The organism is Aeromonas sp. A04 (assembly GCF_047780465.1).
GTDB lineage: Bacteria > Pseudomonadota > Gammaproteobacteria > Enterobacterales > Aeromonadaceae > Aeromonas > Aeromonas bestiarum.
This window is the reverse complement of record NZ_JBLNHP010000014.1, coordinates 1-18,839: the sequence shown is the minus strand read 5'-3', so window position 1 is coordinate 18,839 and position 18,839 is coordinate 1. Positions and strand designations below refer to the sequence as shown.

Annotated in this window: 17 protein-coding genes; 11 read left to right on the top strand and 6 right to left on the bottom strand. The window is 62.5% G+C overall.

Features of this window, described 5'->3' with window-relative positions; all coding sequences use genetic code 11:
* Positions 1 to 128 precede the first annotated feature (128 nt).
* Together ACM3N8_RS21685 and ubiA are read left to right on the top strand one after the other, a co-directional pair.
* Positions 129 to 665 (top strand): chorismate--pyruvate lyase family protein, encoded by a 537-nt coding sequence (locus tag ACM3N8_RS21685; RefSeq protein WP_290019821.1) that lies wholly within the window; start codon positions 129 to 131, stop codon positions 663 to 665.
* Positions 662 to 1,525, top strand: a complete 864-nt coding sequence (gene ubiA, locus ACM3N8_RS21680; RefSeq protein ID WP_103472997.1) for a 4-hydroxybenzoate octaprenyltransferase — start codon at positions 662 to 664, stop codon at positions 1,523 to 1,525. Before ACM3N8_RS21685 ends, ubiA begins: the two co-directional genes overlap by 4 nt.
* Positions 1,526 to 1,650: 125 nt before the next feature.
* Here the strand turns inward: ubiA and plsB are convergent, their stop codons facing one another.
* The gene (gene plsB, locus ACM3N8_RS21675; RefSeq protein WP_098981085.1) at positions 1,651 to 4,074 is read right to left on the bottom strand and encodes a glycerol-3-phosphate 1-O-acyltransferase PlsB; all 2,424 of its coding nucleotides are present in this window, start codon (positions 4,072 to 4,074) and stop codon (positions 1,651 to 1,653) included.
* Positions 4,075 to 4,278: 204 nt separating this feature from the next.
* Between plsB and lexA the strand changes: the two genes are divergently transcribed.
* The 4 genes from lexA to ACM3N8_RS21655 all read left to right on the top strand — a co-directional run bounded on the left by lexA (position 4,279) and on the right by ACM3N8_RS21655 (position 7,910).
* Positions 4,279 to 4,902 (top strand): transcriptional repressor LexA, encoded by a 624-nt coding sequence (gene lexA, locus ACM3N8_RS21670; protein ID WP_042873420.1) that lies wholly within the window; start codon positions 4,279 to 4,281, stop codon positions 4,900 to 4,902.
* Positions 4,903 to 5,367: 465 nt separating this feature from the next.
* On the top strand, positions 5,368 to 5,655 hold the full coding sequence (locus tag ACM3N8_RS21665; RefSeq protein WP_043139557.1) for a hypothetical protein: 288 nt from the start codon (positions 5,368 to 5,370) through the stop codon (positions 5,653 to 5,655).
* Between the two features lie 220 nt (positions 5,656 to 5,875).
* Positions 5,876 to 6,502, top strand: a complete 627-nt coding sequence (locus tag ACM3N8_RS21660) for an SCO family protein (RefSeq protein WP_043139555.1) — start codon at positions 5,876 to 5,878, stop codon at positions 6,500 to 6,502.
* 22 nt (positions 6,503 to 6,524) lie between these two features.
* Positions 6,525 to 7,910, top strand: coding sequence for an MATE family efflux transporter (locus ACM3N8_RS21655; RefSeq protein ID WP_416016580.1), 1,386 nt, complete (start codon positions 6,525 to 6,527; stop codon positions 7,908 to 7,910).
* A gap of 72 nt (positions 7,911 to 7,982) precedes the next feature.
* Here the strand turns inward: ACM3N8_RS21655 and trmL are convergent, their stop codons facing one another.
* The 3 genes from trmL to ACM3N8_RS21640 all read right to left on the bottom strand — a co-directional run bounded on the left by trmL (position 7,983) and on the right by ACM3N8_RS21640 (position 10,576).
* Positions 7,983 to 8,447 (bottom strand): tRNA (uridine(34)/cytosine(34)/5-carboxymethylaminomethyluridine(34)-2'-O)-methyltransferase TrmL, encoded by a 465-nt coding sequence (trmL, locus tag ACM3N8_RS21650; protein ID WP_043139552.1) that lies wholly within the window; start codon positions 8,445 to 8,447, stop codon positions 7,983 to 7,985.
* An 81-nt stretch (positions 8,448 to 8,528) separates the two neighbouring features.
* Entirely contained in the window at positions 8,529 to 9,884 is a 1,356-nt protein-coding gene (locus tag ACM3N8_RS21645; protein WP_043139550.1) for an ATP-binding protein, read from the bottom strand.
* On the bottom strand, positions 9,881 to 10,576 hold the full coding sequence (locus tag ACM3N8_RS21640) for a response regulator (protein WP_043139547.1): 696 nt from the start codon (positions 10,574 to 10,576) through the stop codon (positions 9,881 to 9,883). Before ACM3N8_RS21640 ends, ACM3N8_RS21645 begins: the two co-directional genes overlap by 4 nt.
* Positions 10,577 to 10,662: 86 nt before the next feature.
* Here ACM3N8_RS21640 and ACM3N8_RS21635 point away from each other — a divergent pair, with 86 nt between their 5' ends.
* The 4 genes from ACM3N8_RS21635 to ACM3N8_RS21620 all read left to right on the top strand — a co-directional run bounded on the left by ACM3N8_RS21635 (position 10,663) and on the right by ACM3N8_RS21620 (position 14,211).
* Positions 10,663 to 11,574 carry a cation diffusion facilitator family transporter gene (locus ACM3N8_RS21635; RefSeq protein ID WP_043139544.1) on the top strand — a complete coding sequence of 304 codons (912 nt, stop codon included), beginning with the start codon at positions 10,663 to 10,665 and terminating at the stop codon, positions 11,572 to 11,574.
* Between the two features lie 8 nt (positions 11,575 to 11,582).
* Positions 11,583 to 12,362 carry a serine O-acetyltransferase gene (gene cysE / locus ACM3N8_RS21630; RefSeq protein WP_042868480.1) on the top strand — a complete coding sequence of 260 codons (780 nt, stop codon included), beginning with the start codon at positions 11,583 to 11,585 and terminating at the stop codon, positions 12,360 to 12,362.
* A 21-nt stretch (positions 12,363 to 12,383) separates the two neighbouring features.
* Positions 12,384 to 13,664, top strand: coding sequence for a hypothetical protein (locus tag ACM3N8_RS21625; RefSeq protein ID WP_290066519.1), 1,281 nt, complete (start codon positions 12,384 to 12,386; stop codon positions 13,662 to 13,664).
* A 337-nt stretch (positions 13,665 to 14,001) separates the two neighbouring features.
* Positions 14,002 to 14,211: a cell division protein ZapB gene (locus ACM3N8_RS21620; RefSeq protein ID WP_042037447.1), complete on the top strand. Its 210-nt coding sequence runs from the start codon at positions 14,002 to 14,004 to the stop codon at positions 14,209 to 14,211.
* A gap of 72 nt (positions 14,212 to 14,283) precedes the next feature.
* Here ACM3N8_RS21620 and elbB read toward each other — a convergent pair whose 3' ends face one another.
* Positions 14,284 to 14,934 carry an isoprenoid biosynthesis glyoxalase ElbB gene (elbB, locus tag ACM3N8_RS21615; RefSeq protein WP_416016579.1) on the bottom strand — a complete coding sequence of 217 codons (651 nt, stop codon included), beginning with the start codon at positions 14,932 to 14,934 and terminating at the stop codon, positions 14,284 to 14,286.
* A 400-nt stretch (positions 14,935 to 15,334) separates the two neighbouring features.
* Between elbB and polA the strand changes: the two genes are divergently transcribed.
* The gene (gene polA / locus ACM3N8_RS21610) at positions 15,335 to 18,091 is read left to right on the top strand and encodes a DNA polymerase I (protein ID WP_290019823.1); all 2,757 of its coding nucleotides are present in this window, start codon (positions 15,335 to 15,337) and stop codon (positions 18,089 to 18,091) included.
* An 85-nt stretch (positions 18,092 to 18,176) separates the two neighbouring features.
* Here the strand turns inward: polA and ACM3N8_RS21605 are convergent, their stop codons facing one another.
* Positions 18,177 to 18,716 (bottom strand): gamma carbonic anhydrase family protein, encoded by a 540-nt coding sequence (locus ACM3N8_RS21605; RefSeq protein WP_290019824.1) that lies wholly within the window; start codon positions 18,714 to 18,716, stop codon positions 18,177 to 18,179.
* Positions 18,717 to 18,839: the final 123 nt, after the last annotated feature.

Genomic DNA, 18,839 nt, shown 5'->3' with positions numbered 1-18,839 from the left:
GGCAGATACCCCATTTTTGATGTTGCCATCGGGGCCGTCAAGCACGGATGTTCTTACAATTCTCGATTGATTTACGGATAATAAACCGGATTTTAACCTGATAACGGAAATCTCCGGATGGTGAAGCTGTGAAGTCCGAGTTGACTGTTCCCCTCGTCCAGCTCGTCCCGTGGCGGGCTCCCGCAGAGTGCGAGCCGCCAGAGGCACTGCGGCCCTGGTTGCTGGAGGCCGACTCCATGACCCGGCGCCTGCGTCGCCACAATCGTCACTTCTCGCTGCAACTGCTCGGCAACCGCAGCGTCGCCCTTGGCGCCGATGAGCAGCGGCTGGTGGCCGCCGAGCAGCCCCAGGGCCTGTGCCGCGAGGTGATACTGCACGGTGATGGGGGGCCGGCTGTGCTGGGCTGGACCCTGTTTGCCGAAGCCGCCCTGCAAGATAGCGGGCTGCGCGAGCTGGGTGAACAGCCTTTGGGCGAGCGTATCTTCGGTGACGAGCCCGCCCGGCGCGATCACCTGCAACTGGCCTGTTTCGAGATTGCGAGCAATCCCTGGTGCCCGGCCGCCACCGTCTGGGGACGCCGTTCCCGTCTGTTTCTGGGGCAATGGCCACTGCTGGTCCATGAACTCTTCTTGCCCTCGCTGTCATCGAATAAGGAGCCGGAGTGAAGCTGTTAACCAAGGAGCGGGGACTGGCCTATGTGCAGTTGGCCCGCATCGACAAGCCCATTGGCACCCTGCTGCTGCTGTGGCCGACCCTGTGGGCACTCTGGCTGGCGGCCGATGGCCTGCCGGATCTCTGGACCCTGCTGGTGTTCGTGGTGGGGGTATTTCTGATGCGCTCCGCCGGTTGCGTCATCAACGACTACGCGGATCGCAACTTCGATGGCCATGTGAAGCGCACCGCCGGTCGACCCCTGCCCATGGGCAAGGTCAGGCCGCGGGAGGTGCTGACGCTGTTCGCCGTGCTGGCGCTCATCTCGTTCGGTCTGGTGCTGACCATGAACCCGCTCACCATAGGCCTGTCGTTTGCTGCCCTGCTGCTGGCGGTCTGCTACCCCTTCATGAAGCGCTACATTCCGATCCCGCAGCTGGTGCTCGGCATGGCCTTCTCCTGGTCCATTCCCATGGCCTATGCGGCCCAGGCCAACGCCTTGCCACTGGTGGCCTGGCTGGTGTTTCTCGCCAACCTGCTGTGGACCATCGCCTATGACACCCAGTACGCCATGGTGGACAGGGACGATGACCTCAGGCTCGGCCTCAAGTCCAGCGCCATCCTGTTCGGTCGCCACGACAAGCGGATCATCGGCGTGCTGCAACTGGCCACCCTGCTGATCCTGCTGGCGGTGGGCCAACTGAGCGGGCTGGGCTCCAGCTACTATTGGTCGCTGCTGGCGGCGGCGGCGCTGTTTGTCTATCAGCAGCGGCTGATCCGGGAGCGGCAGCGGGAGGCCTGCTTCCAGGCCTTCCTCAACAACAACTATGTGGGGGCCCTGGTGTTTGCCGGGGTCGCGCTCAACTACCTGTGAGCCAGCCGCGCTGACGCGGGCCGTCCGGGACGCCCACTATTCGAGAGGCGGGGGTCACCCTGCTGCCATGAAAAAGGCCGCATGCTGCGGCCTTTTTATTGCTCTGTGTCTGGCTCTTCTTGAGGTCAGAGCCGGTTGCCCGCCTGTATGGTGCGGCGGATCTTGTTGCTCAGCAGCGGCACTATGTTGTCGGCCAGCGCCTGGAAGCGGCCCAGATCCGGTTTGCACTCGGGGGAGAGGTAGCCCTCCTTGCGCAGGGTGTGGATCAGGGTGCTGAACAGCTTCTGGTCGAAGAACTCGGGGGCGTTGATGCCGTGCAGAGTGCCGAGGCGCTCCGCCATCATCAGGCCGTCCGCCTCCAGCTGCTCCGCCTCGACATGGGGCTGGGCCAGCACCCGGGTCAGCACTATGGCGTAGCGTTGCAGCGTCTCCTGAATGCTCTCGGCCAGCAGCAGCAGGCGCATCTGGTTGCCCGGATTGACCCAATGGCCGCCATCGCGCGCCTCGACCAGTTGCTGGCGTTGCAGCTCGGCCAGCAGGGCATCGACCAGCTCCGGCAGCTCATCCTCTTCGTAGCGCAGGAACAGTTCCGTCTTGAGCAGCGGGTAGATGTCGACGCAACGGGCGACTATCTCGCCGCGGGAGATCCCCTCGCAACGCTCGATCAGCGCCGCCACCAGGGAGGGCAGGGCGAACAGATGGAGTATGTTGTTGCGGTAGTAGGTCAGCAGGATCGCCTGATAGCGGTCCAGGCTGATGATCTGGCCCAGCTTGTCCTCGCTCACCTCGAACTTGTTGAGCTCCATCGCCTGATCCAGCAGTGTCTTGGCATCCTCATCCGGGATTGTGCTCTGCGGGCTGTAGGGCACCTGCTTGAGCAGATCCAGATAGGTGTTGAGCTGGGCCTGCAGCTCGTCCCGGGTCAGGGCGTGGCGCTCGGCGGCCAGCAGCGCCAGCGCGCTCAGGGTCAGACCGTTGACGGCGGCGGCCCCGTTGATGCGGGTCATCAGCAGCTCGGCCAGCTGGTTGACGGTGGGCGCCATCCACTCGGGGCGCTCCTCCTGGCCTATGTCGGCCTTCCAGGCCGGCACATGTTCATTGAGGTAGCTGTTGAGGGTCAGCGGCTCGCCGAAGTTGACGAAGCCCCGGCCATAGTTGCGCAGCTTGCGCAGTATGCCGAGCACCTGCAGGAAGCTCTCCTTCTCCTTGCGGCTGCCCTTGAGCTCGTTGTGGTAGGTGTTCACCTCCATCACGTGCTCGTAACCCAGATAGACGGGCACCAGGGTCACCGGTCTGTCCAGCCCGCGCATCATAGCCTGCAGTGTCATGGCCAGCATGCCGGTCTTGGGTGGCAGCAGGCGGCCGGTACGGGAGCGGCCCCCTTCGGTGAAGAACTCCACCGAGTAGCCCTTGGCAAACAGCAGGTTCAGGTATTCACGAAAGACGGTGCTGTAGAGCGGATTGCCCTTGAAGGTGCGGCGGATGAAGAAGGCGCCGCCGTGACGAAAGAGCGGGCCCGCTGGCCAGAAGTTGAGGTTGATGCCCGCCGCTATATGGGGCGGCACCATGCCCTGGTGGTAGATGACGTAGGAGAGCAGCAGGTAGTCCATGTGGCTGCGATGGCAGGGTACATAGACGATCTCGTGCCCTTCCTGGGCCAGCTGACGCACCTTCTCGGCGCCGTTGACCGAGAGGCCACGGTAGAGCTTGTTCCACAGCCAGCCGAGGAAGCTCTCGCCGAGCCGGATCAGCCGGTAGGAGAAGTCGGAGGCAATCTCGTCCATGTAGCCGTGGGCGCGTTTCTGCGCCTTCTCCAGGCTGATGCCGTCGCGCTGCGCCTCTTCCTCGATCGCCTGCTGGATCACGCTCGAATCCAGCAGCTGCCTGAACAGCAGGTTGCGGTTCGGCAGTTTGGGGCCGGTGGCAGCCAGCTGCTGGCGACTGAAGTGGGTGCGTGCCACCCGCGCCAGCTTGTGGGCGATCGCCTCGTCGGTGCCGTGCTTGTCGGCCATGTGACGCAGGGAGAGCGGCGGGGAGAAGCGCACCAGATTCTCGCGACCCTTAAGGATCACGATCAGCGCCTTCTTGAGGCGGTTCGGTGCCAGGCTGCTGATGATGTTCCAGCCGGAGGCTTCCTCGCCTTCCCGGCCGGGGGCGCGGCCCCAGAACAGGGTGACGGGCACCACCTGGATATCCAGCGCCGGATCCTGTTTGTGCAGATCCAGCAGCTGGTGGAACTCCTGCAGGAAGGGCAGCGGCTTGCTGCGCTTGCCAAACAGGGGAGGCGGACGGTCCAGACAGACGTAGCGCGGCAGCAACTGGCCGTTCAGCTCCAGCGGCGTGAAGGGGCCGGGCAGGCCGAGATCCTCGCAGCACTGTTGCAGCGTCATCAGGTCGGTGATCGAGCTGGTTTTCAGGGCATAGACTATGGGTCTGGCCGGATCCAGCTTGAGCTCGGTGATGGGATTTTCCGGCAGGCTCTTGTGATTGACCAAGCCACTGACCGGCCATTGCAAGATGGCTCTGGAAATCTTCTGTCCAAGGGACATGTGTGTCTGCTCTCCGAAAAAATGCGGCGTGAGCATAGCAAATCACCGGCGCCTTGTCGCCGAGAGGTACGATGAGTCGGCTGCGCAGGATCAAAACAACGGTAAATGAGCGCCAGGCCATGACAAATGTCAGCTGTGCCTTGCCTTGGCCACAGCACTGTATATACTGCCAGTGTGCTGTATAAAAAGACAGGTGACAATGTTATGAAACCTCTTACCCCCCGCCAGGCCGAAGTGCTGGAGCTGATCAAGGTGAACATGAGCGAGACCGGCATGCCGCCGACTCGCGCCGAGATTGCCCAGAAGCTTGGTTTCAAGTCGGCCAATGCGGCCGAGGAACATCTGAAGGCCCTGGCCAAGAAAGGGGTCATCGAGATCATGCCGGGGACTTCCCGCGGCATCCGTCTGCTGATCGAAGAGGAAGAGGTGCTGGAAGAGACAGGCCTGCCCCTGATCGGCAAGGTCGCGGCCGGTGAACCTATCCTGGCGCAGGAGCACATCGAGAGCCACTACCAGGTGGATCCTGCCCTCTTCCACCCCCGGGCGGATTTTTTGCTGCGGGTGCAGGGCATGAGCATGAAGAACATCGGCATTCTGGATGGCGACCTGCTGGCGGTCCACAAGACCCAGGAGGTGCGCAACGGCCAGGTGGTGGTGGCGCGCCTCGATGAGGATGTCACCGTCAAGCGCTTCCAGCGCAAGGGCAGCCAGGTGTGGCTGCTGCCGGAAAACGAGGATCTGGAGCCCATAGCGGTGGATCTCTCCAGCCAGCAGCTCACCATAGAAGGGCTGGCCGTCGGCGTGATCCGCAACGCCGACTGGATGTAATCACCCTCGCCACGACACGGCCTCCTGCGGGAGGCCGTGTCGTTTTTGTGTTCCTTTCCCCATGATTTCAATCAGATCCTGATACCCGCCATTTTGTCTGCGGCGAACGGCCGCAGGTGACTCATTTCAGATATATCATTTGGTAAGGCAGTGGACTCGTTGCACTGTCCCCCGAATGCTCGACAAGACGCTCTTTACCCACGTCGCAGGAACCCAGGGGCAGCAGGGATGCATGACAACAGCCTCATGTGAGCTGGACAGCAATGGCATTTGGCCGGCTCACCACAGAGAGAGGCGATATCGCGGGATAAGAAGGGAGGGTGGCCAGCATGGCGCCGACGGCAACGACCGTCCGGGTAATGAGGGCACACTCGCGCAGTCGACACGCGGCAGTCACAGGATCTGGCCACCTAGCGGTAGCAGACGATGCCGGTCGGCGTGACCTCTTGGTCAAGGAGGACAGGTATGGCTTCAAGCTCGCCATGGGATCCGGGTCTGGCATCGCCCGTTTCTTCCATCACACGGTTCATCAAGGGCAACCGGATGACCCGTTTCTATGCGCTCTGGGTGCATCACAAGGGCGCCTGCTGGACCATCTGGCTGGGCTGTCCCAAGGACAAGATAGTCCGCCTGGTCCGTCTGTTTCACAGCCATCACGACAGGGGACAGGCGGAGGCTCCCTGGACGGCCCCCGTCATACCGCTCCGCGCCCTGGCCCGTCGCCCCCATGAGCGGCGCAGGCTGCAACCCTGATAGCCCCGCGTGCTGCTGACAGCCCCACCCTGACGGTGGGGCTGCTGTTTTCTGGCCTTGTTCGCCCGGCGCCTGCCCATAGCGTCACCCCCTGACCGAAGTTGGATGCCGAATCGGCATCCGGTAGATGGGATGGTCCGGTCCGGGATTGGCTGGGTTACAATGGGTCATCCATTCGGGCCCGGTCTGCGGGCATGTCGAAGTGAAAGGGTCTGTTGTTATGGTTAAACCGCGTTACCCCTTGCTGTTTCTGCTGCTGGTCGGGGGCATGATGGCCGCATTCTACTGGAACCAGCCCTCCCTGCCCGAGCAGGCCGACTACTACCCGGCGGGGCGGGACATCAACCCGTTTGCCTTCACCGACGAGGACGGTCAGCCCTTCGTCCCGGCCAGTCTGGTGGGGCACTGGACCTTCCTGTTTGTCGGTTATACCTTCTGCCCGGATATCTGCCCGACCACGCTGGCGGATCTGCGCTCCGTCTACCCGGCGCTGAAGAAGATCGCACCCGAGAGCCAGGTGGTGTTCATCTCGGCGGATCCGCAGCGGGATGACGTGGCCCGCCTCAAGACCTATACCGCCTTCTTTCACCCCGAGTTCAAGGCGGCAACCGGCTCCCATGACAAGCTGTTCCCGTTTGTACGCAATCTGGGCCTCATCTACTCCATCGCCGATCAGGGGGAGAAGGAGTACCTGATAGACCACTCCGCCTCCATAGTGCTGATCAACCCGGAAGGCAAGCTGGAGGCCGTATTCCGTCCCCAGATGAGCGAGGGGCAGGTGCCGCACGTGGTCATGGCGACCCTGGTCTCCGATTTCGCCAGAATCGTGCGACTGGAAGGCGAGTGATGCCGGACGAGCGTCGGTTGCCATGATGATCCCGCCCTGGTTGAAAGACGGCCGGCGCCATGGCGCCGTATTTGCCCTGGCCTTGCCCATGGTGCTCTCCAATATCACCACCCCCTTGCTGGGGCTGGTGGACACCTGGGTGATCGGTCATCTCGGTCAGGCCTGGTTCCTCGGCGGCGTCTCGGTCGGGGCTACCCTCATCAATCTCATCTTCTGGCTGCTGGGTTTCCTGCGCATGTCCACCACAGGGTTGACCGCCCAGGCCCATGGCGCCGGCAGCCCGTACAGCCAGCTCGACACCTTGGCGCGGGCGCTCGGCCTCGCCGTCGGACTGGGGCTGGCCCTGCTACTGCTGTTGCTGCCCTTCCTGCCTTCGCTCATTGCACTCGGTGGCGGTTCTGCCGAGGTGCAGGGCTATGCCGGCGAATATGTGTCGGTACGGATCTGGAGCGCGCCGGCGGCACTCTGCAATCTGGTGATCATGGGCTGGCTGCTGGGCATGCAGGATGCCCGCAGCCCCATGCTGCTGCTGATCTTCACCAACCTGGTCAACATGGCGCTGGATACCTGGTTCGTGCTGGGGCTGGGCTGGCAGGTGAAAGGAGTGGCCGCCGCCTCGCTGCTGGCAGATTACAGCGCCCTAGGGGTCGGGCTCTGGCTGGTGAGCCGTCATCTGCGCCGCCTCTCGCCCGCGGTGTGGCAGGGGGCCTGGCAGCGCTGGCGCCAGTGGCCGGCCTTGCTGAGACTGCTCACTCTGAACCGGGACATCTTCGTCCGCTCCCTCTGTCTGCAGCTCTGTTTCGCCTTCATGACCTTGCAGGGGGCGCGGCTGGGTGACGTGGCGGTGGCCGCCAATGCGGTGCTGCTCAACTTCCTGATGCTCATCTCCTACGGGCTGGACGGCTTTGCCTATGCGGTGGAGGCCATGGTGGGCCGCGCCATAGGCCGGCGGGATCGGCAGGGGCTGCGCGAGGCCATAGTGCTGAACCTGGGGTGGGCGTTATTCATAGCAATGGGTTTCAGTCTGCTGTTTGCGGCGGGTGGCAGCCGGCTCATCGCCCATATCACCGACATTCCGGCGGTGATCGCCGAGGCGAATCGCCAGCTGCCCTGGCTGATCGTCATGCCCTTGCTGGCGGTCTGGTGTTTCCTGCTGGATGGGGTCTTCATAGGCGCGACCCGGGCCCGCGAGATGCGCAACAGCATGCTGGTGGCGGTACTGTGCGGCTTCTTCCCCATCTGGTGGCTCTGTCAGGGCTGGGGCGTGGCCGCCTTGTGGGCCGCCATGGGGGCGCTGATGGCGGGGCGCGGTCTGACGCTGGGGTGGCTGTGCTGGCAACTGGAGCGCGATGGTCGCCTGTTGCACTCACCCCACGGCATGGAACAGGCCGAGGGTGAGCCGTCATAGCCTGGCTGGCATGATCCTGTTGTGAGGGCTGGCCCATCACAGGGACGGCATCACCCGGTGGCGGCCAAGAGCCTAGAGGGATCCCTCATAGCCCAGCTGGCGCCAGCTCTCATACACGAATACCGCCACCGCATTGGCGAGGTTCATGCTGCGGCTCTGGGGCAGCATGGGGATGCGCAGCCGCTGCTCGAACGGCAGACTCTCGATGAGATCCGCAGGCAGGCCACGGCTCTCCGGGCCGAACAGCATGGCGTCGCCGGGGGCAAACTGCACGGCCGAATGGGCGGTTCTTCCCTTGGTGGTGCAGGCGAATACCCGCCTGGGCGCCACCTCGGCCAGAAAGGCGTCATAGTCAGGCCAGCGCTTCACCTCGGCAAACTCGTGATAATCGAGCCCGGCCCGCTTCACCCGCTTGTCATCCCACTCGAAACCCAGCGGCTCTATCAGGTGCAGCCGGTAGCCGGTGTTGGCGCAGAGACGGATGATGTTGCCGGTATTGGGCGGGATTTCCGGTTGGTAGAGCACTATGTCGAGCATGGCGGGATCCTGATGGGGGCCGAGATTGGGGCGAAAGGGGCGCCAGCATACCCAGCGCCCGGGTGGATGAAAAGAGGCGACTCAGCCGATGGGCAGGCGGATGGTGATGGTCAGCCCGGCTGGCTGGTTGCTGCTGGCGCGTATGGTGCCGCCGTGGCGCTGGATCGCCTCCGAGGCGATGGCCAGCCCCAGCCCGGTGCCGCCTGTCTTGGCGTTGCGGGCATCATCCACCCGAAAGAAGGGCAGGAACAGCTGGGCCTGCTGCTCCACAGGCACGCCGGGGCCATCGTCGCGTATGGTCATCACCCACTCCCGTCCCTCCCGATACCAGTCCACCTTGATGAACTCGCGGGCGTACTTGAGCGCGTTGCGCAGCGGATTCTCCAGCGCCCGCGCCAGCAGCTCGGGCCACATCCGGATCGACTCGGTCGGCAGGGGGGGCAGTCGCAGCTGCTTGCCGCTCTGGTTCGCCTCGAACATGGCGTCGTCCAGCATGGGCTCCAGCAGCTCCGCCAGCGGCATCACCACGGGCGCCTCCACGTGTTGCTGCACCCGCGACAGGTCGAGCAGATCGCCGATCAGCTTGTCGAGCCGGCCTATCTCTGACTCTATCCGTGCCAGCTCGCTGCTGTCCCCCTGCTTGCGCCGGATCAGCGCCTGCGCCAGCTGGATGCGGGTAAGCGGGCTGCGCAGCTCGTGGGAGATGTCGGACAACAGCTGCTTCTGCTTCTGGATCATGTTCTTGAGGGTATCGACCATGTGGCTGACGTGATCCGCCAGCTGGCCGATCTCGTCGCGCCGCCCCAGGTTGGGGATCTGCATCTCCAGGTTGCCCTCCGCCAGCTGGGAGACAGACCGCTGCAACTGCAGTATGGGGCGGGTCAGACGCCAGGCCAGCAGCAGGCAGAGCGGGGTGCTGACCAGCATGGCGATGCCCAGGATCTGGATCGGGTGATCCAGGATCTGGATGAACAGGAACAGATAGGAGTTTTCGACATTCAGGCCGAAGTAGACGTGATAGATCTGGCCGCGATGCTCCATCTGGAAGGGGCCGGCGATGGCCCGCTTGTGCTCGCTGCCCAGCATGGGCTTGGCCGGGTTGTCCGAATCGAGCATGAAGCGGACCACGAACTTGCTCAGGCGAGTGGTGGACTGCATCTGGCCTTTCTCATCGCGCAGATAGATGTTGTCCACCGGCAGCAGACCCGCCGCGTCTATGGCCTGCACCAGATCGAAGTCATGATCGGGATCCGCCCCCTTCTGCAACGCCTTCAGGTTGTTGTTCATCCGGGTCATCTCGTGCGCCGGCAAGGGGATGATGTTGCGGGGATCCAGGGTCGGCAGTATCACCACGGCCGCCAGCACCACCAGCAGCATGAGCCAGAACCAGAGGAAGATCTGGGTGGAGAGGCCATTGAAGGTGCGGGCCGTGCTCATGCCTGTTCCAGCCACAGGTAGCCGCGGCCGCGCACCGTCTTGAAGCGGGGCTGGCCATCGGTGCGCTCCGGCAGCTTCTTGCGCAGGTTGCTCAGGTGCATGTCGATGGCGCGATCGAAGGGCTCCAGCTTCTTGCCGAGCACCTGCTCGGAGAGATGGCTCTTGCTGATGATCTGGCCCGGGTTGCGCAGCAGGCACTCCAGCAGCCCGAACTCGGTGGCGGTGAGCTCCAGCAGCTGATCGCCGCTGCTGGCCTGTTGCAGGCCGGGTTGCAGCACCAGATCCATGAAGCGAAGCTCTTCGGAGGTACCGCCGCGCTGGGGCTGGGCACTCTGGGTCCGGCGCAGTATGGCGCGCACCCGGGCCAGCAGCTCCCTGTCATCAAATGGTTTGGCGAGATAGTCGTCGGCCCCGGCTTCCAGCCCGTTGACCCTGTCCTGGCTGTCGCCACGGGCAGTCAGCATCAGCACCGGGGTGTCGTGGGTCTTGCGCAGCCTGGTCAGCATGGCGAAGCCGTTGAGCCTGGGCATCATCACGTCCAGCAGCACCAGGTTGAAGTCTTGCTCGGCCAGTCGCAGCAACCCCTCTTCGCCATCCTCGGCGACTGTGACCTGGAAGCCTTCCAGAGTCAGAATTTCGGTGAGCAGCTGGGTCAGCTCGAGATCGTCGTCGACCAGGAGTATTTTGTGCATCTGAAGTCATTCCGCTGATTTTTCGCGCCAAGCCGGCGCAGGGGTCAGGGTATAATAGATTTTTAACCGCAAGAGGAAAGCCGGTTTTGAGCCATCAACAATATTCCCGCTGGGTGACGCTGGCCAGCATGGCCGCCGTCACCACGGCTACCCTGCTTATCACCGGCAAGCTGATCGCCTGGCTCATGACGGATTCATCGAGTCTGCTGGCATCGCTCACCGACTCCTTCATGGATGTCAGCGCCTCCATCATCAACCTGCTGGCCATTCGCTATGCGCTGGCGCCGGCCGATGACGAGCACCGCTTCGGCCACGGCAAGGCGGAGTCGCTGGCGGGCCTCATCCAGTCCGCGTTTATTTCGGGCTCGGCCCTGCTGCTGGTGATGCACGGCATCTCCTCCCTGCTCAACCAGGCGCCCATACTGCGGCTCGAAGCGGGTCTCTGGGTCAGCGGCGGCTCCATAGTGCTGACCCTGCTGCTGGTCAGTTTCCAGGGCTTTGTCATCCGCAAGACCAACAGCGTGGCCATCAAGGCCGACATGCTGCACTACCGTTCCGACCTGCTGCTCAACGGCGGCGTCCTGCTGGCGCTGGTGCTGGCGGGGCGGGGCTGGTTCTGGGCCGATGGCCTGTTTGCCATCCTGATCGGCCTGTTCCTGCTGTGGGGCGCCATCCATATCGGCTATGAGTCGGTGCAGGCGCTGCTCGATCGTCAGTTGCCAGCCGAAGAACAAGCGAGAATAATGGCTCTCTGCTGTGACGTCGAAGGTGTCCACGGGGTGCATGATCTGCGTACCCGTCAATCCGGTCCGACCCGCTTCGTGCAGTTGCATCTGGAGCTGGACGATCAGCTTCCTCTGGTCAAGGCCCATCAGATCGCCGATGAAGCCGAACTGGCGGTGCGTCAGGAATTCGAGCGCATGGATGTCATCATTCATATGGACCCCATCTCTGTGGTGCACAAGGAACAGCAAGGCACTCCATCAGAACAACAGTAGGCTGCAACATGGATGATCTGGTTGCCAAAACCTGGCAAAAAATTGAGCGAGAAGCGGCATGCATGGTGACCGAAGAGCCCATGCTGGCCAGCTTCTTTCATTCCACCATTCTCAATCACAAGAACCTGCGCTCGGCCCTCAGCTTCCAGCTGGCCAACAAGCTCGACAGCGCCACCATGCCTGCCATCGCCCTGCGCGAGGTAATCGAGCTGGCCCTGCGCAGCGAGCCCGAGTTGCTGGCGGCAGTGGCGGCCGATATCTGCGCCGTGCAGGAGCGTGACCCTGCGGTCGATCTCTTCTCCACCCCGCTGCTCTACCTCAAGGGCTTTCATGCCCTGCAAGGCTATCGGGTTGCCAACTGGCTGTGGCGCCAGGGGCGTCGCTCGCTGGCGCTCTACCTGCAAAACCAGATCTCGGTGGTGTTCGGGGTCGATGTGCACCCGGCGGCGCGGATCGGCAAGGGCATCATGTTTGACCATGCCACCGGCATAGTGGTCGGCGAGACGGCGGTGATCGAGGACGATGTCTCCATCTTGCAGAGCGTGACCCTGGGCGGTACCGGCAAGGAGAGCGGCGATCGTCACCCCAAGATCCGCGAAGGGGTGATGATAGGGGCGGGCGCCAAGGTGCTCGGCAATATCGAAGTGGGGATGGGCGCCAAGATAGGTGCCGGCAGCGTGGTGATCAACCCGGTGCCGCCGCACACCACAGTGGCTGGCGTACCGGCCAAGATAGTGGGCCGCCCGGAGTGCGACAAGCCTTCGCTGGATATGGATCAGTGCCTCTGATCCCCTGACCGAGACGATTCGATGGCCAAGCGCTGGTCAGGTTATCTGATCCTGGGGATGTGGCTGCTCAACCTGCTGCACCTCTATCTGGGATTCTCCCCCTGGCCTGCGGCCATCGCCGCCTGGGCCGCTTCCTTGCTCACCTGGCCCTGGCTGGTGGGGGCGGCCAAACGGCAGGCCCTGGCCCTGTACGGGGCTGCCCTCTTGCTGCTGATCTTCTCCTGGTGGCGGGGAGCCAGCCTCAACCCGGGCGACTGGCTGCTGCCCAACATCAACATGCTCACCATGTTTGCCGCCGTGAGCACCCTCAACCTGGCGACGTCGGGCCTGCTGACGGGCACTGCCTCCTGGTCCGGTCGCAAGGGGCTGTGGAGCACCATGGCCAGCCTCAACCTGCTGGGTGCCGTCATCAACCTCTCCGTGCTGTTCATCATCGGCGATCGGCTGGAGCGGGGCGGCACCCTGGAGCGGCGTCAGGTGATGGTGTTGAGCCGGATCTTCTGTGCCGCCGCCTTCTGGTCCCCCTTCTTCGTCGCCATGGCGGTGGCGCTCACCTATGCCCCAGGTCTGCAACTGTCGAGCATACTGCCGTTTGGCGTGGTCGCCGCGCTGCTGGCGATGGGACTGACCGCCTGGCAGGTGGAGCGACTCGGGGTCGAGGACTTTGCCGGCTACCCGCTGCGGTTGCAGACCCTGGGGCTGCCGGTGACCTTGGCGCTGCTGGTGCTGCTGATCAAGCAGATCTGGCCAGCGCTCGGTATTCTGGCGGTGATCGCCCTGGTGGCACCGCTGCTGGCGCTGCTGTTCATGCCCAGAGCCGGGCGAGGCGCCGCCCTCAAGCGGCAGGTGGTGGAGCGTTTCCCCGCCATCGGCGGTCAGCTGGTGCTGTTTCTGGGGGCCGGTTTGCTGGCCGCCGGCATCAACAGTGCGCTGTCGGTGCTCGAACTCGGGGGCGAGCACGGGCTGCCGCTGTTCAACCATTTCGGCTGGCTGGAGTCATCCCTGACCCTGCTGCTGATCCTGCTGGTGGCCATCGTCGGCGTGCATCCGCTCATCAGCATCTCCGGGCTGGCGCCGCTGCTCTGGCCGCTGGCGCCGGATCCCAGCCTGCTCGGCATGTGTTTTCTGCTGGGGTGGGGGCTGGCGACCGGCACCAGTCCGCTCTCCGGCTCCAACCTGGCGCTGGCGTCTCGCTACAACCTGAGTGCCGGCTTGATCCTGCGCTGGAACCTGCTCTATGGCCTGTTGATGTACGGGGTCGCCTGCCTGTTGCTGGGGGCTTATATCACGCTGCACAGCTGACGGGGTAATCTGGCTGCGCGGTATGGATTCGAGATTGGATGCCTGTTGCCGGGGGCTTGAATCATGCTGTGCGGCTGACGGGATAATCTGGAAACCGGGTTCGACGACATGCCCGTGGTCCCTGCCTCGACGAAGGGTTGTCTGTCGGTTGTCAGGGTCTTGTCGCGGTCCGGGCGCAGGATGCGAGAAAAACAGACGCATATTTAGGCAATACATCTATGGAAGGCGCATTTTACAGCGCACTGGCTTGTTTGTGCCGATGCCCTCAGGGTATGCTGGCTTCACGCGCTTGAATCGCCCTCTGTGGGGCATCGCAATTGAACATACAGGTATGCATATGTCACTAGAAGTCCTTGAGCAACTCGAATCCAAAGTACAATCCGCCGTCGACAACATCTCTCTGCTGAAGATGGAGCTGGACGAGCTGAAAGAGCAAAACGGCAAGCTGCAAGACGAAAACCATCAGCTGCGCAACGAACACGTTGCCTGGCAGGAACGTCTGCGCGCCCTGCTGGGCAAGATGGATCAGATGGGCGAAACCATCTAGTCCGCTGCCGGTTGGCAACATTGAAAACGGGCCGCTCCATGAGCGGCCCGTTTGTTTGTGGCGGGTCGGGGATCAGAGGGTCAGCAGCTGTTTGACCGTCTTCTCGATGCCGTCTGCCGCTTCGACTATGTTGTTGGCCAGCATGTAGGCGGGGGTGGAGATCACCTTGCGCTCCTGATCCACCACGAACTCGTTGACCGGGCAGTTGAGGTGGCTGCCGCCCATGGCCTCTATGGCGTTGGCTGTGCCTTCGTCATGGCCTATGGTGGCCAGGGTGCCGGCGCCGTAGATGAGCGGGATCATGGTCGGCGCGATGCAGATGTAGGCTGCCGGCTTGCGGGCATTGGCAAAGCTTTGACACGCTTTCAGCACATCCGGCTGGATCTGGCACCCGGCGCCCTTGGTGGCGAAGTCGCACAGGTTCTTGGCCGCCCCAAAGCCACCTGGCACCAGCAGGGCGTCATAATCGGCCGCATCCAGTTCGGCCACATCCCGGATCTGGCCGCGGCAGATGCGCGCCGCCTCGACCAGCACGTTGCGGCTCTCCCCCTCGCTGACGTCACCCGTCAGGTGGTTGACCACATGGAGCTGCGCCACGTTCGGGGCGAAGCATTGGGTGGTGGCGCCATGGCGGGCCAGCGCCAGCAGGCTGATGACGGCTTCATGTATTTCGGCGCCGTCGAAGACGCCACAGCCACTCAAAATCACGGCCACTTTTTTCATGGCAAACTCCTCGTTGTTGAAAATGTGAGCCAGGATAGATTGTTGTACTTTTGTATGGTTATCGCTCGCCATCCGCTGGTCAAGTCATCTCGCTGTGCTAGGATTGTTTCGTTTTGGATCCTGCCGTACCTACTCCCTTAAATCTTTTTCCACATTGATCGAGATCATTCTAACAGTCTCACGATCGGTTTTTACGATCTCAACATATTGTTTTATATGGATTTTATATTTTTTGTGCACAGTTTTATCACTGTGGCTCATACTGCGTCCCATTTTTGAACACAGACTTATCCACAGCTTGAGTCCCCTTGGCTGCCCGCTTAGGGTGCTGCTGCCCCCCTTGGTGTGAGGGGGGCCCTGTGGCATCCTAGCGGCTGTTTATCTCTGGCAGGACGATTTCATGGCCCCTAGCAACCCCCTTATTCTGGTCGACGGCTCTTCTTATCTTTACCGCGCCTTCTTCGCCTCCCAGCAGGCCGATCTGCGCACTTCGACCGGTTTGCCGAGCGGCGCCGTCCGTGTCATGGCCAACATGATGCGCAGCCTGCGCAAGCAATACCCTGACTGCCATGTGGCCGTGGTGTTTGACGCCAAGGGCAAGACCTTCCGCGACGACATCTATCCCGAGTACAAGGCGACCCGTGCCAGCATGCCGGACGATCTGCGCAGCCAGGTCGCCCCCATCCACCAGATGATCAAGGCGATGGGCTTCCCCTTCTTGATGGTCGAAGGCGTCGAGGCCGACGACGTGATCGGCACGCTCGCCCGCCAAGCGACCGAGAAGCAGCTGCCTGTGCTGATCAGCACGGGTGACAAGGACATGGCGCAGCTGGTCTCAGACCACGTCACCCTGATCGATACCATGAAAGACGTGAAGACAGACAGGGAAGGGGTGATCGAGAAGTTTGGCGTGCCGCCGGAGCTCATCATCGACTATCTGGCCCTGATGGGTGACAAGGTCGACAACATCCCCGGCATGACAGGCGTCGGCGAGAAGACGGCGCTGGCCCTGTTGCAGGGGATCGGCAGCATAGACGAGATCGCCGCCAATCTGGACAAGGTGGCGGCCCTCGGCTTCCGCGGTTCCAAGGCGTTCGCCGACAAGTTCCGCGAGCAGGAGGAGCAGGTGCGCCTCTCTTATCTCCTGGCGACCATCAAAACCGATGTCGAGCTGGAACATAGTCTGGAACAGCTGTTGCTCAAACCGGTCGACAAGGAGTCTCTGCTGGCCGTCTATCGCGAATATGAGCTGCGCAACCTGATCAAGGAGCTGGAGTCCGGTGGCGAAGAGGGTGCCGGTTCGGAAGAGGGGAGCGATGACACAGCTGCCCCCGTTGCCGCCATCGAAACCGACTACCGCTGCATTCTGGACGAGGCCGAGTTTGACGACTGGCTGGCGCAGTTGCAGGCGGCGCCGCTGTTCGCCTTTGATACCGAAACTACTAGCCTCGACTATATGGAGGCACGCATCGTCGGGGTCTCCTTCGCCGTCGAAGCGGGCAAGGCCGCCTATGTGCCCTTTGGCCACGACTATCTGGGGGCACCGGTGCAGTTGACCGAAGCCGTGGTGCTGGGCAAGCTCAAGCCGTTGCTGGAAGATCCGACCCGTCTCAAGGTGGGGCAGAATCTCAAGTACGATCGCAACGTGCTGCTCAACCACGACATCGACCTGCAGGGTATCGCCTACGACACCATGCTCGAATCCTATGTGCTCAACTCCACCGCCAGCCGTCACGACATGGATTCGCTGGCCAAGCGTTACCTCGGGGTCGAGACCACCTCCTTTGAAGATATCGCGGGCAAAGGGGTGAAACAGCTCACCTTCAACCAGATCGAGCTGGAGCAGGCCGCCCCCTATGCGGCGGAAGATGCCGACATCACCCTGCGTTTGCACCAGACCCTGTGGGGCCAGCTGGAGGCCGTGCCTGGCCTGTGCCAGGTATTCAGCGACATCGAGCTGCCGTTGCTGCCGGTACTTGCGCGGATGGAGCTGCTCGGGACCACCATAGATCCCAAGCTGCTGCATCAGCAGAGCCAGGAGATAGAGCTGCGTCTGGCCGAACTGGAGCGTCAGGCCCACGAGCTGGCCGGGCAGGAGTTCAACCTCTCCTCACCCAAGCAGCTGGGGGAGATCCTCTTCACCAAGCTGGGGCTGCCGATCATCAAGAAGACCCCCAAGGGAGCGCCGTCCACCGCGGAAGAGGTGCTGGCCGAACTGGCCGAGACCTACGAGCTGCCGCGCCTGCTGATGGAACACCGCACGCTGGCCAAGCTCAAGTCTACCTATACCGACAAGCTGCCGCTGATGATCAAGCCCCAGACCGGGCGGGTACACACCTCCTATCATCAGGCGGTGGCGGCCACCGGCCGTTTGTCTTCGTCAGATCCCAACTTGCAGAACATCCCGGTGCGCAACGAGCAGGGTCGCCGGATCCGCCAGGCCTTCATTCCTAGCGCCGGTTACAAGCTGGTGGCGGCTGACTACTCCCAGATCGAGCTGCGCATCATGGCGCACCTCTCCGGTGACAAGGGGTTGCTGACCGCGTTTGCCGAGGGCAAGGACATCCACAAGGCAACCGCTGCCGAGGTGTTCGGGGTGGCGCTCGATGCGGTTACCACCGACATGCGCCGCAGCGCCAAGGCGATCAACTTTGGCCTCATCTATGGCATGAGCGCCTTCGGTCTGGCCAAACAGCTGGGGATAGGTCGTGCCGAGGCGCAGAAGTACATGGATCTCTACTTCGAACGCTACCCGGGCGTGCTGGAATACATGGAGCGCACCCGTCAGCAGGCGGAAGCGCAGGGCTATGTCGAGACCCTGTTCGGCCGTCGCCTCTATCTGCCGGATATCAAGTCCCGCAACGCCGGTCTGCGCAAGGCCGCCGAGCGGGCCGCGATCAACGCCCCCATGCAGGGGACGGCTGCCGACATCATCAAGCGTGCCATGATCAACGTGGATGGCTGGATCCGCGGCATCGAGGATGAGTCGATCCGCATGCTGATGCAGGTACACGATGAACTGGTGTTCGAGATCCGCGAAGAGAAGCTGGAGGAGTACGTCGCCATCATCAAGGAGAAGATGTCGGCGGCGGCCGAGCTGCATGTGCCCCTGCTGGTCGAGGCGGGAACCGGCGATAACTGGGATCAGGCCCACTAACGCTCTGCACTCTGTTGCTGTATGGATAGCTATATAAGAAGAGAAGCCCGGCATCACGCCGGGCTTCCTGTTTACAGAGTGTGTATCAGGCCTCTTGCAGATACTCGTCCTTGAGCAGGACATAGTTGTCGGCCGAGGTCTTGAGAAACGCGATCTCGGCAGGCTTGAGCGCCCGGGCCTGTTTGACCGGGTTGCCCATATAGAGGAAGCCGGCTTCGAGTCGCTTGCCCGGCGGCACCAGACTGCCGGCACCTATCATCACGTCGTCTTCTACTACCACTCCATCCAGAATGATGGCCCCCATGCCGACCAGCACCCGATTGCCTAGGGTGCAGCCGTGCAGCATGGCCTTGTGGCCGACGGTGACATCTTCCCCGATCAACAGCGGATAGCCGCCAGGATTGCCGGCACTCTTGCGAGTGAGGTGCAGCACAGTGCCGTCCTGAATATTGCTGCGAGCCCCGATGCGTATGTGGTTCACATCACCCCGGGCCGCCACCATGGGCCAGATGCTGGCATCGTCGGCCAGCTCTATATCTCCCACCAGGGTAGCGCAGGGGTCTACATATACCCGTTTGCCCAGTTGCGGGTGTTTTCCCTTGTAAGGTCTCAGTCGCAAGTCCATCTTGGCCTCCTTGTTTTCGGCCATTCTAGCAATCCAGGGCCAGTTTCTGTGGATAAGTTTGTACAAAAGCTGTGGTTGGTTATGAATAACTAAATAAGTGCCGATTTTTGCAGTTTTATTGCA

Bases quoted from the DNA above. Each gene is read 5' to 3' on its own strand.
- plsB (WP_098981085.1), bottom strand. From the start codon at position 4,074: ATGTCCCTTGGACAGAAGATTTCCAGAGCCATCTTGCAATGGCCGGTC.
- lexA (WP_042873420.1), top strand. From the start codon at position 4,279: ATGAAACCTCTTACCCCCCGCCAGGCCGAAGTGCTGGAGCTGATCAAG.
- ACM3N8_RS21665 (WP_043139557.1), top strand. From the start codon at position 5,368: ATGGCTTCAAGCTCGCCATGGGATCCGGGTCTGGCATCGCCCGTTTCT.
- ACM3N8_RS21660 (WP_043139555.1), top strand. From the start codon at position 5,876: ATGGTTAAACCGCGTTACCCCTTGCTGTTTCTGCTGCTGGTCGGGGGC.
- ACM3N8_RS21655 (WP_416016580.1), top strand. From the start codon at position 6,525: ATGATGATCCCGCCCTGGTTGAAAGACGGCCGGCGCCATGGCGCCGTA.
- trmL (WP_043139552.1), bottom strand. From the start codon at position 8,447: ATGCTCGACATAGTGCTCTACCAACCGGAAATCCCGCCCAATACCGGC.
- ACM3N8_RS21645 (WP_043139550.1), bottom strand. From the start codon at position 9,884: ATGAGCACGGCCCGCACCTTCAATGGCCTCTCCACCCAGATCTTCCTC.
- ACM3N8_RS21640 (WP_043139547.1), bottom strand. From the start codon at position 10,576: ATGCACAAAATACTCCTGGTCGACGACGATCTCGAGCTGACCCAGCTG.
- cysE (WP_042868480.1), top strand. From the start codon at position 11,583: ATGGATGATCTGGTTGCCAAAACCTGGCAAAAAATTGAGCGAGAAGCG.
- ACM3N8_RS21625 (WP_290066519.1), top strand. From the start codon at position 12,384: ATGGCCAAGCGCTGGTCAGGTTATCTGATCCTGGGGATGTGGCTGCTC.
- ACM3N8_RS21620 (WP_042037447.1), top strand. From the start codon at position 14,002: ATGTCACTAGAAGTCCTTGAGCAACTCGAATCCAAAGTACAATCCGCC.
- elbB (WP_416016579.1), bottom strand. From the start codon at position 14,934: ATGAAAAAAGTGGCCGTGATTTTGAGTGGCTGTGGCGTCTTCGACGGC.
- polA (WP_290019823.1), top strand. From the start codon at position 15,335: ATGGCCCCTAGCAACCCCCTTATTCTGGTCGACGGCTCTTCTTATCTT.
- ACM3N8_RS21605 (WP_290019824.1), bottom strand. From the start codon at position 18,716: ATGGACTTGCGACTGAGACCTTACAAGGGAAAACACCCGCAACTGGGC.